Origin of the sequence: Chryseobacterium arachidis, assembly GCF_900129245.1 — a bacterium.
GTDB classification, from domain to species: domain Bacteria; phylum Bacteroidota; class Bacteroidia; order Flavobacteriales; family Weeksellaceae; genus Chryseobacterium; species Chryseobacterium arachidis.
On record NZ_FQUT01000001.1, the window covers coordinates 175,362 to 190,042 of the forward strand.

Genomic DNA, 14,681 nt, shown 5'->3' on the forward strand with positions numbered 1-14,681 from the left:
CTGTTTCATGATAACAGCCTTCTTTTTCTTTTATTTTTTAATGATTTTCATTGATTTTGCTTCTCCCTGTTTCGTTTGAAGTTTGAGGATATAGGTATTGGCAGGCAATTCCGAAATATCTAATTTTTCTTCATTTCCTTTTAACCCAGTAAAGGTTTTCACTACCCTACCGTCTAAAGAATATAAGATCGCAGTACCAATTTCTTCTTTAGATTTCAGGGAAATAATCCCTGAAGTAGGATTGGGATAAACAGAAGCGGTGAATGTTTTCGCTTCAGTAACAGCCATCAGCGAGGTGTTAAGTTTACCAAAATATTGATATCCTCCTGCAATGATTTGTGTAGACGCTCCGGTGGAAGGATTCAGGCTGTAAACACCATTGCTTGTAGAGTAAAGATAATTGCCGTTTTCTGTTTGTATAGCTCCTCTTGGGCCTCCCACAGGCCATTTGTTCAGGATATTTCCGTTAGCTGCAGAGATGAGATAAATTCCGGCGTTATTTCCTGCGCTGCTCAAGTTGGAAAAAACAGAGGCCAAAATATTTCCGTCCAGTGTTTTATTAATTTGCTGAATTCCTGATAACACTCCCGACTGAACAAGATTTCCGGTTATAGTACCATTATACGAAATGGTTTGAATTCCTTCGGTATTGAAAGACGTTACGTAAGCGGATCCAGAACCATTATCCAAAACATCAAAAGGAGATCCGATGGTAGTATAGTTACCCAATGAATTTCCCGAAAAATCAAATCTTTTGATAGAGTTTGCTGTAGCACCATTGGCCGTTCCGGCGACGGTAACCCAGACTTCATTATTCACGATATTCAGGCCTCGGATATTGCTTAATCCTGCTGAAGACGGAATAGTAGAAGAGTAGCTGCCGTCAATATTACAAATATAAATGGCATTAGAGGTTTGATCGGAGATCCATATTTTGTTCTGAACCTGAATGATTCCTTTAATCGTTCCCGGATTTTGTGAAGTAAGATTGATGAAATTCGCATTAATGACCGATCCGTCTGTGGCACTTAGCTTGGCAACAGTTTTTGTGGTAGAATTAATGGCTAAAATGCTTGTCTGTGCGTTGGAATAATTGATCAGGAAAATACCTAAAACGAAATAAAAAGATAATTTTTGTAACATAGAATAAGGATTTGGAATTAATATCAGTAAGTTAATAAATTTAATTTATTTAAATGTATTTTTTATAGGATAATATTAATTAAAATAAGAAATTTTCAAAATAATTTATAATAAAAATATCCCGAAAGGATGTCTTTCGGGATATTTTATATTGTAATGTTGATCCAGATTATTTAATAACCTTCATTTCATCGATCAGCCATTTGGAGTCGGCATATTTATCAATAATGAAAAGAATATATTTGGTATCAACCATGATATTTCTGCTGAAGCGTGGGTCGTAATTGATATCACTCATCGTTCCTTCCCACTGTCTGTCGAAGTTTAATCCTACAAGATTTCCGTTGGCGTCAAGAGCCGGACTTCCTGAGTTTCCACCCGTTGTGTGGTTGGTTGCAGTAAATCCTACAGGAACATCACCTGTTTTATCCTTATAGTTTCCAAAATCTTTTTTGTTGTAAAGATCGATCAGTTTTTTAGGAACATCAAATTCATAATCCCCCGGAATATATTTCTCCATAACTCCCGCCAAATGAGTCTGATAGTTGTAAGAAACCGCATCTCTTGGTGAAGAACCTTTTACTTTTCCGTATGTTACACGAAGTGTAGAGTTAGCATCCGGGAAGAATTTTTTGTCTTTATCCGTTGCCATTTGCTGTGCCATGAAAGTCTTTTGTAAAGCATCGATTTTCGTCTGTAGAGATGTGTACTGAGGATCTGCTTTCGTCATATACGTATCTCTTAGAGAAATGTAAAGCTGATAAACAGGATCTTTTTTCAGGGTTTTGATCAATTTATCCTGATTAGAAAATGCTTTTTCTACGTCTTTGCTTAAAGATGCACCATTCACTTCAGCTCTTCCTGTAATGATTGAGTTTTTAGAAGTATCTTCAAAAGAAATGATATTCTGCATTTCATTTTTATACTTATCAAATCCTGCCGGCAAGAATTGCGGAGCCGTTTTGTTGGCATATAACGACAATAATTTAGCCGTTACTTTAGAATCTAATTCTGCACTGTAGTCTTTGTAAAAAGAAGTCAGCCTGTTTTTGAAGGCGGTTGTTCCTTTTTCATCCATTCTTCCGGCTTCTACCGAAGAAATGTAGTTGTAATAAAGGCTGGCAAGCATTAAAGTCTCTGCATTTCTGATGGTTTCAGAGTAATAGGCATTATTTAATGCAAACGGAGCCTGGTCGTTGTATAGTTTATTTAATTGATCTAAAGTTGTCTTTACATCAGGATTTTTAGAAACCAAAGATCCTTCGTACATTACTTTTTTCTCAACAGCATTGGATTTTTTCAGACCTTCCACTTCGCCGATCCATTTTTTCCAATAGTTGGCAACAGAAGCATATTTGGATGCATATTTGATACGGGTTGCATCGTCGGTACGCATTTTTTCATCCAGAGTTTTCAGAGCGACATCTCTCACCGCAATTCTCGCAGGATCAATCTCTTTCATGATTTTTTCAACAGCGATGGCAGGAAGATATTCGGTAGTTCTTCCCGGGAACCCAAACACGAAAGTGAAATCGTTCTCGTTTTTATCTTTGATAGAAACTGGAAGATAATGCTTTGGTACGTAAGGAACATTGTCTTTTGAATATTCGGCTGGCTTATTATTTTTGTCAGCATAAATTCTGAACATCGAGAAATCTCCCGTATGTCTCGGCCACACCCAGTTATCGGTATCAGAACCAAATTTCCCTATGCTTTGTGGCGGTGCACCTACCAAACGAATATCTTTATAGGTTTCAATAGTATAGGCATAAAATTTATTTCCGTAATACATTGATTTTACAGAAATCGACTGGTAAGGTTCTGTTTTCTGAGAGTTTTTATAAATCTCAATATTTTTGGCAATCTGTTTAGAAAGTTCGGGTTCCTGAAGATTATCCGTCCCCTCCAAAATTTGTGTGGATACATCTTTAATATCAACAATAAAATCTACCGTAACTCCAGGATTCGGAAGCTCTCCTTCAGGATTTTTTGCCCAGAAACCGTTGGATAAAAGATCATTCTCAACGGTTGAATGTGCCTGAATTTGTCCGTAACCACAGTGGTGATTCGTTAGTAATAAACCTTTTGGCGAAATAATTTCCGCAGTACATCCACCGTTGAATTGCACTACAGCATCTTTTATACTTGCTTTTTGAGGATTGAAGATATCTTTTGCAGAGATTTTCATTCCTAAATCTTTCATTTCCTTTTCATTAAGCTCTGTTGGAATCCACATTCCACCATATTGCTGTGCAAACGTCATCGCAGCCGGCAAAAGAAATACAGATAAAAGTATCTTTTTTGTCATAATCAAAATTTTGCCCCAATTTACAAAGAAAATATGAGTTTTGAAGTTTAAAGTTTTGAGTTTAATGTTTTTAGTATGAAGATAAAATTGAGAACTCAGACTTTCAAATTTGTATGTTTTTAGAGAGAAATTGGAGAGATTTTCCAGTCTTTTTTATCTAAAACTGATAGGCGATTATTTTTTCATCTTCCATAAGGTTTTTCATTAAAGCTTCGTGATGCTGGCTATTTCCGGATATAATCCAGGTGGTTGCTAAGTTTCCCTGTGTATATTGCTGTTTGGAAAGGAGGAATTTTAAATTGTTTTTCTGAAAAAGTTCTTCGCAATGTTTAACGTCATGATAAGTGGTAACCGCTATTTTGTATTCCCTGATTTTATGTTTTTTATCAATAAATCTTTCAAAATAAGTTAAAGAATTAAGAACAATCAGAACCAAAACAGTTCCCAGCAACGAAAGGTAAACATAGCCTGAACCTACGGCCATCCCGATGGAAGCTGTGGCAAAAATAGTAGTTGCAGTGGTAATTCCGTCTATTTTATTGTCTCCTTTAAAAATAACACCGGCGCCCAGAAAACCAATTCCGGTAATGATATTGGCTGCCAGACGATCCGGATTGGCAACTCCAATTTTAATGGAAAGAATGGTGAACAGACAAGACCCGAAGCAAACCAGAATAAAGGTGCGTAATCCCGCAGATTTGTTTCTGTATTCACGTTCTGTCCCAATAAAAATCCCGAGAAGTACGGAAATAAATATCAACAGCAATTCGTTTTGAATAGAATGATCCTTTAAAAATTCCATCTTTTTACAGTTTTAACGTATTAAAATTACAATAATTCTTTTGATATAAGGGCAAATGACTATATTGTGTTTGTAATAAAAACTGAAGATGTTTCCTCAAAAATTAGAAAGAGCGATTGAAAATTTGTACTCAGTATTTTCTAAATACGAACTCAATTCCAAAATTATTGGATGCCCTTGTTGTGTTTCTGATTCGGATAAAGATAAAATACATAGCAAGGAATTGAGAGATTTACAGGAAGAAGATCTCACACGATACGCTTTGAAAGCAATGACAACTTTTGGTAATGTGAATGATTTTAAACATTTTTTGCCAAGAATATTAGAGCTTTTAGTAGATGATCATTTAGGCGTTTCTATTGTTGTGATTTTCGGAAAACTGGATTATGGACATTGGAAAACCTGGGAGCCGGATGAGCAGGAAGCAATTGAAATTTTCCTTTTTGAATGGTGGGAATATTACCTTAAGAAAATGACTTATTTTGATAATGATTTATTTTACGGAATTTATAAACTGACAAAAGATATTGACCAATTATTACAACTTTGGAATGTTAATATTACTGAAAATAGCTTTATAATTTACGTAGACTTTATTCAAAACCATTATCAGGACTTTATAAATGAAAAAGATAGGTCTAAAGATTTTGACGAAAAGGATTATGATAAATTTTTAAAATGGAGTAAAGAAAATGTAAAAAACCTTGAAATAGGATTTTATCTTTATGAAAATGAAAATCAAAGATTTGCAAGAGAGATTTCCGATGCGTTATATGTTTTTGAGCATAGTTAAAATAAAAAAGACTGCCTGAAAAGACAGCCTTTATAACGATATTTCTGTTTTCTATTGTTTCTCAACCAAATCCAAAAATTGCTGCTCATCCAAAATCTCAATCGTTCCAATGTCCTGAGCTTTTTTAAGTTTGCTTCCCGCTTTTTCACCCACGACAAGGAAATTCAGGTTTTTAGAAACAGCCGAAATATTTTTTCCGCCGTGTTTTTCTACCATTTCTTCCGCCGCTTCTCTGGTGAATAAAGAAAGTTTTCCGGTGAAAAGGAACGTTTTTCCTTCTAAAACATTGGACAAAACTTCATTGGTACTTTCTCCTTTCTCCAGTTTTACACCATAAGATTTTAATCTTTCCAGCATTAAAATATTTTCAGAGTTATTGAAGAAATCAACAAGGCTCACCGCAATTTTAGTTCCGATATCTTCAACCTGACAAAGTTCTTCCACCGTCGCATTTTTCAGTTCTTCAATCGTTGGGAAATTCTTGACTAATTTCTTTGCAACCGTTTCTCCTACATGCTTTATCCCGATTCCGTATAATACTTTTTCAAACGGAATTTCTTTTGATTTTTCGATTCCTGAAATAATATTCTGCGCAGATTTTTCCGCCATTCTTTCTAATGGAAGAAGCTGCTCTTTGGTTAAAACATAAAAATCTGCAGGATTTTCGATCAGTCTTTCCCTGTACAATTGTTCGATGGTTTCGCTTCCCAGATTTTCAATATTTAAAGCCTTTCTCGAAACATAATGGATCATTCTTCCCACAACCTGCGGCGGACAGTGCAATTCGTTCGGGCAGAAATGGATCGCCTGATCTTCAATTTTTACCAGCTCAGTTCCGCATTCCGGGCAATGTTTGATGTATTCGATTTCTTTGCTTTCGTCGGTTCTTTTTTCTGTGTTTACGCCAACGATTTTAGGAATAATTTCACCTCCTTTTTCTACATACACGAAATCATGTTCATGGAGATCAAGTTTTTTAATGATATCTTCATTATGTAGAGACGCTCTTTTTACAATCGTTCCAGCTAATAAAACAGGTTTTAAATTCGCAACCGGAGTAATGGCTCCCGTTCTTCCGACCTGGTAAGATACGCTTTGCAATTCAGTTTCTACTTTTTCAGCTTTAAATTTATAAGCCATTGCCCAACGTGGAGATTTTGCGGTATAGCCAAGTTGTCTTTGCTGTTTTAATGAATTGACTTTTAATACAATACCGTCAATTTCAAAAGGAAGATTATGTCTTTCAATATCCCAGAAATTGATAAATTCCTTTACCTCATCCAAAGTTGTGCACAATTTTGCCTGCTGAGATGTTTTGAAGCCCCATCTTTGTGCTTTCTGGAGCAATTCCCAATGCGATTCCGCCGGAGTTTCTTCAGAAATAAACTGATACAGAACTGATGACAATCCGCGTTTTCTCACTTCACCGCTGTCCTGCATTTTCAGACTTCCGCTTGCTGTATTTCTGGGATTCATAAAGGGATCAAGGCCGTCTTCTTCACGCTGTTTGTTGATTTTGTCGAAGTTTTTTCTCGTTAAATAAATCTCACCACGCATAAAGAAATGTGCAGGAAAATCGCCTTTCAGTTTTAACGGAATATCCGAAATGGTACGCACATTGGCCGTAATTTCATCTCCCTGAAAGCCATCACCACGCGTCACAGCCTGAACCAGCTTTCCGTTTTCATATAAAATGGAGATCGAAGCGCCATCATATTTTAGTTCTGCAACAAATTGTACAGGTTCATCAATGGTTTTAATGATTCTTTTTTCCCAGTCCTCAAGATCATCAAAATCGTAAGAATTGTCCAGAGAATACATTCTGAATTTGTGCTGAACCGTCGGGAAAACCTTTGTAATTCCACCGCCGACACGCACGGTAGGCGAGTTTTCATCGTAAAATTCGGGATGTTTGGCTTCCAGATCGCGAAGTTCTTCCAGCAGCATATCAAAGTCAAAATCCGAAATTGTCGGAGTATCAAGGAGATAATAATTTTCGTTATGCTGGTGAAGTTCTTTACGCAGGTCTTCTATTTTTTGTTGGATGTTTTCGGACATTGGGTTTCTATCTTTTCAGCAAAAATAATTAAAGTAATTCCAATTTAAAAAATAAGGGAATTAAATATTCTGAGAAAATTAAAAAGATGTAACATATTCCAATGAATTGATTTTGTATAGGATAAAATTCCTGTTTACATTGATTTAACATAATGTTATAATTTAATTGAAAAATTCTTAAAACTCCCGTAAACAAGCGTCTACCGAAGTCAGGATACCTTTGCGCCAGCTAAATTTTGATAATGAGAAAAGTAAAGATTGTATTGGGATTGTTGTTCTTGAGTTTCGGAACGTTTGCATATGCACAAACTACTCAGGCTTCGATTGTAGGGAAAGTAACGGGAGTTGGAAAAACGGCTCAGGAAAAAGTGAAAGTAACGATTATCAACGAATCGACAGGTTTTAAAACAGAAACGGAAACCAACTCAAAAGGAGAATATATTTTCAAGGAAATTCCTTTGGGCGGACCGTATACAGTAATCGTAAATGATGAAAAAAGGGAAGGTTATAACGTTAACTTTGGCGATCAGGTAACGGTAAACATGGATCTGGGCAGTGAAAAATCCATTGAAGAAGTGGTTGTCGTTGGAAATCTGAAAAACAAAATCGGAAACCTGGGTGCTGCAACATCAATGTCTGCTAAAAATATTGCGGTTTTACCTGTAAACGGAAGAAACTTTACCAATTTGGCGGAGCTTTCTCCTCTCAGTGGTAAAAACGGAAGTATTTCCGGGCAGCTGAGTTCTTCCACGAACTTTACAATTGATGGAATGACGGCGAAAAATCCGACTTCAGCGGGTGCAACAACCAGCCGAAGTGGTGCTCCTTTTTCAATTTCTATGGAAGCAGTTCGTGAATTTAAAATTACAACCAACCAATACGATGTTACGCTGGGAAGAAGCGGAGGAGGAACGATAAGTGCGGTTACAAAATCAGGAACGAACAAATTTTCAGGAAGTGCCTGGGAATATTTAAGAACAAACTGGCTTTCGAGCAAATATGATATCAGAGGAAATAAAATTAATAATGATTTCTCTACGTCTCAGTTCGGGTTCTCTTTGGGTGGTCCGATTATTAAGAATAAACTGCATTTCTTCGTTGCGTGGGATCATCAGCTGGATTCACGACCGTTGCAGATTGCAGATATCAAATCTCACGACGACGAGTTGAGATTAAATACAACCACAGCAACTTTAAATAAATTCCTAGACATTGCAAGAGCAAAATATGGCGTTGGAAATTCACCGCAATTTGGAAGTTTTGATAAAGTGAGAAATTCGGACGCTGCATTTTTACGTTTAGACTGGCAAATCAATGATAAAAACTTACTGACATTAAGAAACAATTTTACTTACGATTTAAATAAAAACGGGTTAGGAGACAACACAGCAATCAATGCTTTTGAATCTTATGGAAATGATAAAAACCTGGATAACAGTTTATTATTGACTTTAAGATCCAACCTGAAACCTAACATGACCAACGAATTAAAGGCTCAATACCTTTACACAGCGCAGGACAGCTACCAAAATGATGAATTGGGGCACGCTCTTCCGAGAGCGATCGTTGAAAATATTGTTTCCAGCATTGATGGAAAGGATAAAGCAACGAATATTCAGATCGGAGGTCACCGCTTCGGGCAGGAAAGTTTCAGAAATAATGTTTTCCAGCTTGTCGACAATTTATATTATAATACAGATAAAATCAAATATACTTTCGGAGCAGATCTCATGTACACGATGGCAAAATCGATCTACGGAAGTGAGGTGAACGGAAGATTCCATTTCAGAGAAAATCCTAGCGCAAATGGCGGTGATAATTTATATAATTTTAACAATCTTATCGCGTACAGATTTTACAGAGAAGTTCCTTTGATGGATGATCCTTCAGTGAAATCCAATATTTACAACTTGGGAGTTTACGGGCAGATTCAGACCAAAATTGCTAAAGGTTTAGATTTAATGGCTGGTTTAAGATTAGACTACGGAGGTTATCCGAAAGCAGAACTTAACCAAAAATTGTATGATGAAATGGGCATCAGAACAGATAATCAGATCAAGTCATTCATCATTCAGCCAAGATTCCAGTTTGATTGGAATATTAATGAAGGTAACAAAGATTTCTTAAAATTCGGAGCCGGTATTTTCTCATCTGATATTAATAATTATATGATTATCAATAATTTGGTTTTTGATGGCAGACATTTGGCAACGGTAGATGTGACTGGTAAAGATGTTCCTGTTCCGGACTTCAATAGCTATAGAAATGATTACAGCACAGTTCCTACATTGGCTCAGAACCAAATTCCAACCATTAATTATACTGGGAAAGACGCTAAAATTCCTGTGGTTTACAAAGCGAATATTTCTTACACGCATTTCTTCAACGAAAGATTCAGAGCGGGAGTGGCAGGTTATATGGCTTTAGGAAGAAACAACTATTTCTATTATGACAGAAACATGCAGGCAAACCCATATTTCACTTTGGATAATGAAGGGGGAAGAGGAGTTTACGTTTCTGCCGCTACCATTGCTGCCAACGGAACGATGAACTGGAAAGACGGAAGAATCAACAAGAATTTCGGAAGAGTTCTGGAATTGGTAAGCGACGGAAAGGTGAACCAGTTTTCATTTGTAGTCGATACAAGCTACCGTTACTGGAAAGACGGTGAGATCACGGCAAGTTACACTTGGGCAGACATTAAAGACAATACTTCCTATAATGGAAACGTAGCGAATTCTGCAACGTTGTCAACTCCGGTTGCAAGCGATCCGAGAGACCTGAGAATGACCTATTCAGACAACCAGTTTAGAAACAAAGTGGTTATTTATGGTAACTCACCGACGATTGCAGGATTTACTTTGGGGATCAGATACGCCGGAATGGGCGGAACACGTTTCTCTTTAACGGCAGGTGGAAACGTAAACGGAGATTTTGTTGATAGCAACGATCTGGCATATATCTTCCCGAATCTTACCCAAACCTTAATTGATAATCCTGAAGTAGGAAAAGCATTGAAAAACTACATCACAGATTACAACAACAAGATTGCAGAAAGAAACGGCGGAAAGAACGGATTCTATGGAGTTTGGGACGTTCGTGTCGCAAAAAAGATCAAGTTTGAAAAAATTGGGGCATTTGAACTTTCGGTTGATATTTTCAACGTGGCTAACTTGCTTAACAAAGAATGGGGCGTTAATAAATCTTACGGAAATACAGCGCTTTACAGAATTACAGGATTCGATCCGGTTACGAAACAGCTTAAATACAGCTTGAACACAAGCGGACTGGAGCCATTATCAGGAAATCCTTACCAGATTCAGATTGGAGCAAAATATTCATTCTAATTAGGATGTGAAATTATGAATGGTCAGTTTTGAACTTATTTCATTGTCAATTCAGTTTTATTTAAATGACTATTGACTTGCGAAGCAAAATTGACCATTCACTTAAATTTATATACCTTTAACAAAAAGTTGAAAGACTTTTGTTTTAAATATCTAATTTATATTATGAAAAAAATTATCTTAGGGTTAGCAGTTTTAAGTACAGTTATCATGAAGGCACAAACCCAGATTGTCGCGCACAGAGGTTATTGGCAGACGCAGCCACCGACAACAGAAAACTCCTTGAAATCGTTGGAGAATGCGCAGAACTTGAAGATTTATGGAGCAGAGTTCGATGTGAGAATGACGAAAGATGGTGTTTTGGTTGTAAACCACGATGAGCATCACGCGAAAATGGAAATTTCTGAAACCGATTTTAAAGAATTAAAGAAAGTAAAATTATCAAACGGTGAAGATTTCCCTACTTTAAAGGATTATCTGAAGCAAGGGAAAAAAGACAAAGCTTTACGATTGGTTGTTGAAATAAAGCCGGATAAAACCAAGGAAAAAGAAGATGAATTGACGGCAAAAACAATCAAAATGATCAAGGATATGAAGTTGGGAGGTCAATGCGATTTTATTTCTTTCAGCTTAAATATTTGCAAGGAAATTAAAAAACTGGAACCAAGTTTTAAAGTTCAGTATTTAAAAGGAGAATTATCTCCACAACAGATCAAAGAAGAAGGTTTAGACGGAATCGACTATCATTTCAGTGTATTCCAGAAAAATCCGACATGGATTGCTGATGCGAAAGCTTTGGGATTAATCACCAATGCATGGACAGTGAATGATGTTGCTGTTGCAGATGAATTAAAAAAGCAGGGAATAGGATTTATTACAACCAACATTCCTGATCAGCTCAAAAAGTAATTTTTTAAATTTAGTAGCCGATTATACCAGTCTGTCTCTTTATTGAGACGGACTGTTTTTTTATCGGGTTAAATAGTAAATAATTTTAACCTGTTATTGAATTGTGGTATTTCTGTGGTATATTTTATTTTCTCAGGAAAAGACAATAAAATTAGATAAATAAACGCAAGCTTTTATATTAAAAATCCTTAATTATTTTAACCTGTTGTTAACCAAATGTATGTGTTTTTTTGTTAAAATTAAATTAGTATGATGTTTAATAATTCTTTAATAAACGTTAAAATAGTATTAAAGTCATACTCATAATGTCGTTTTAATTTTGCGCAAACAAAAAGGATATGCGTAAAGAGACACAAAAAGTACTCATTTTATCATTATTAGGACTAGTCAGTGTAAACTTGGCGGCTCAACAAAAGGCAAAGCGAGACACCATTAAAAACATTGATGAGGTAGTAGTAACAGCTCTGGGGATCAAAAGGCAAAACAAGGCTCTCGGATATTCTACAGAAACTATCGAATCTGAACAGCTTTTAAGAACTCAAAACAATAACTGGACAGGTGCTCTGGAAGGTAAAGTAGCAGGCTTAAAGATTCAGACAGCGGGAGCAGGACCGATGGCTACAGCAAGAATTACTTTAAGGGGTGATGTATCCATGAATGGTTTTGAGGATCAGGCTCTGATTGTAGTAGATGGTATACCGATGAACGGAAGAACGGTAGGATCAGGAACACCGGCTTACGGAGCAGGTTCGGGAGGCGACGTTCCGATTGATTACGGTAATGATCTTAATACGATCAATCCGGATGACATCGAAAGTATTACAATTCTTAAAGGTCCTACTGCGGCCGCTTTGTATGGTTCCAGAGGAGCTAAAGGAGCTGTAATGATCACAACCAAATCGGGGAAGAATAAAGATGGCAGACTTCAGGTTACATTAAATTCTTATACAAGCTTTGATTCTGTATTGAAATGGCCGGATTGGCAGTATGAATACGGACAGGGAACGATGACGAAAGATAAGAACGGAAATTATTACTATTCTTACGGAGCTTCGGCGGATGGAGTAAGTACCGGAGGAACAAGTAGCGCTTTTGGGCCAAAATTCAACGGACAGTATTATTATCAGTATGATCCTACAGTTGGCGGACAAAGCAAAGAAAGACAGCTTTGGAGACCTTATAAAAACAATATCAAAGATTTCTGGCAGGTCGGAACAACATATTCCAACAACATCTCCATCGAAGGCTCCAATGATAAAACAGCATACAGAACATCCCTTACTTACCTGAATAATGAATGGATGATGCCGAATACAGGCATGGAAAGATGGAATGCTGCAATATCAGTAGATCATAAATTAAGCTCAAAATTAAAGGCAAATGTAAAATTAGGCTACAGCCAGACAAAGAGTGATAATCTTCCGGCAACAGGATACAATAACCAGTCTATTTCCTATTTCATGATTTTCCAGAATCCGAACGTAGATTTGGCATGGTACAGACCAATCTGGAAGCCTGGGCAGGATCAGGTAGACCAGATTCATCCATTCAGTTCATATATTGATAATCCATACCTGATTGCTTATGAAATGACCAATAGCTTAAACAAGAAAAATATTACGGGTAACATAAGCTTAAATTATCAGATTGATAAGCATTTTGATGTCCTGCTAAGATCAGGAATTATTTTGAATGATGAATTACGTACTCAGAAAAGACCTTGGAGCTCAGCCAATTATTTAAAAGGTTATTACCGCGAGCAATACATTGACGGTTTCAATTTCAATAATGATTTGATGGTCAATTATAAAACTGCAATCGGTAGTATTAATCTGACTGCAACCGGAGGAGCAAGTTCTCAGTATGAAGAGCAGAAAACACAGAACTATTATGCCATAGGTCTTAAAAATCCGGGAGTGTATAGTCTTACCAATGCACAGGCGCAGGATTTTAAAATTCCAACTCCCTATGACAAATATGTAAACAGCTTATATGCTTTATTAACTTTAAATTATAAAGAAAAAATATTTTTAGATTTCACGGCACGTAACGACTGGAGCAGTACACTTCCAAAAGCAAACCGTTCTTATTTTTATCCATCAGTAGCTTCATCTTTTATACTTTCCGATATTTTCGGGCTTAAAAGCAATAATTTGAATATGTGGAAATTAAGAGCTTCATGGTCAAGAATCGGAAATGCTACAGAGCCTTATCAGTTGGAAAATTATTACAGTGTAAGTTCATTCCCGGGATCTGTAGAAATACCGAACTTATATGCCAATCCTAATTTAAGACCGGAAATGATTACCAATATTGAAGGCGGGATGGATTTTAGTTTGTTCAAAAACAGGCTTACTTTCAATGCGACAGTATATCAAAGTAATTCGGTGGATCAGATTATCAGAAATGTACCGGTACTTTGGGAAACAGGTTATTCCTTAAGAGTTATTAATTCAGGAGAGATAAGAAACAGAGGAGTGGAATTGATGATGAACGCTTATCCTATCAAAAATAAAAGCTTCTCATGGAATGTTTCTGCCAACTGGTCGATGAACAGAAATAAAATTCTTTCCTTACCTGCAGAATTTCAGGGTGAACCTTATACCATGGCAAGTGTAGGAGGAGTGGTATATTATAATGCCGTAGTTGGCGGGTCAATTGGTGACCTGTATGGTTATGGATTAATGTATTCTCCCGACGGACAAGTGGTTTTCGGTACAGATGGTTTAACGGCTAAACCTACCGCAATGAAAAAGATCGGAAACGCATTTCCGAAATGGAGAGCCGGAATTCAAAATGAATTTAGGATTAAAAATGTAACGGTAAGTTTCTCATTTGATGGCCAATATAAAGGTATGGCATACTCTCAGTCTCATCACAAGATGACAGAGCAGGGTAAATTAGAACATACTTTGGCAGGAAGAGATAATCCGGATGGTCTTATTGTAGGGCAGGGTGTTGTACAAAATCCTGACGGATCTTATTCTCCTAATACAAAAGGTGTTGCAGTACCTACTTATTACGCAGATTACTGGAGAAGAGCGAATGTTGAAACGAATACTTTCGATACTTCCTTCATCAAGCTTAGAGATGCAAGAATAGCCTATTCTTTCCCTAAATCTGTTATACAGCCTTTAAAAATTACAGATCTTACTCTGGCAATTTTTGGGAAAAACCTTTGGATGTGGACAAAATTCCCGCTGTTCGACCCGGAAGCTGCAACTTTAGATAACTCTACCATCACGCCCGGAGTGGAAATGGGACAATTGCCGACAGCCAGAACTGTAGGATTCCAGCTTAATGTAAAATTCTAATTATTTA

General features: G+C 36.7%; 8 protein-coding genes. 4 read left to right on the forward strand and 4 right to left on the reverse strand.

The annotated features are described in order from the left end of the window. Positions 1-30: 30 nt before the first annotated feature. The 3 genes from BUA89_RS00790 to BUA89_RS00800 form a co-directional block, all read right to left on the reverse strand. On the reverse strand, positions 31-1,143 hold the full coding sequence (locus BUA89_RS00790; protein WP_072952725.1) for a T9SS type A sorting domain-containing protein: 1,113 nt from the start codon (positions 1,141-1,143) through the stop codon (positions 31-33). A 169-nt stretch (positions 1,144-1,312) separates the two neighbouring features. Beyond that, positions 1,313-3,451 carry a S46 family peptidase gene (locus BUA89_RS00795; protein WP_083531564.1) on the reverse strand — a complete coding sequence of 713 codons (2,139 nt, stop codon included), beginning with the start codon at positions 3,449-3,451 and terminating at the stop codon, positions 1,313-1,315. A 157-nt stretch (positions 3,452-3,608) separates the two neighbouring features. Further along, positions 3,609-4,253 (reverse strand): MgtC/SapB family protein, encoded by a 645-nt coding sequence (locus BUA89_RS00800; RefSeq protein ID WP_083531565.1) that lies wholly within the window; start codon positions 4,251-4,253, stop codon positions 3,609-3,611. 88 nt (positions 4,254-4,341) lie between these two features. On the opposite strand from BUA89_RS00800, the gene BUA89_RS00805 reads away from it, so the two are divergent. Next, a complete protein-coding gene (locus BUA89_RS00805; RefSeq protein WP_072952726.1) occupies positions 4,342-5,046 on the forward strand; it encodes a hypothetical protein in 705 nt (234 codons plus the stop codon). A gap of 51 nt (positions 5,047-5,097) precedes the next feature. Here the strand turns inward: BUA89_RS00805 and ligA are convergent, their stop codons facing one another. Next, positions 5,098-7,104 carry an NAD-dependent DNA ligase LigA gene (gene ligA / locus BUA89_RS00810; protein WP_072952727.1) on the reverse strand — a complete coding sequence of 669 codons (2,007 nt, stop codon included), beginning with the start codon at positions 7,102-7,104 and terminating at the stop codon, positions 5,098-5,100. 242 nt (positions 7,105-7,346) lie between these two features. Between ligA and BUA89_RS00815 the strand changes: the two genes are divergently transcribed. From BUA89_RS00815 to BUA89_RS00825, 3 genes are all read left to right on the forward strand, one after another. Continuing rightward, a complete protein-coding gene (locus tag BUA89_RS00815) occupies positions 7,347-10,451 on the forward strand; it encodes a TonB-dependent receptor (RefSeq protein WP_072952728.1) in 3,105 nt (1,034 codons plus the stop codon). 165 nt (positions 10,452-10,616) lie between these two features. Then, the gene (locus BUA89_RS00820) at positions 10,617-11,360 is read left to right on the forward strand and encodes a glycerophosphodiester phosphodiesterase (protein WP_072952729.1); all 744 of its coding nucleotides are present in this window, start codon (positions 10,617-10,619) and stop codon (positions 11,358-11,360) included. A 338-nt stretch (positions 11,361-11,698) separates the two neighbouring features. Beyond that, on the forward strand, positions 11,699-14,674 hold the full coding sequence (locus BUA89_RS00825) for a SusC/RagA family TonB-linked outer membrane protein (protein WP_072952730.1): 2,976 nt from the start codon (positions 11,699-11,701) through the stop codon (positions 14,672-14,674). Positions 14,675-14,681 lie beyond the last annotated feature (7 nt).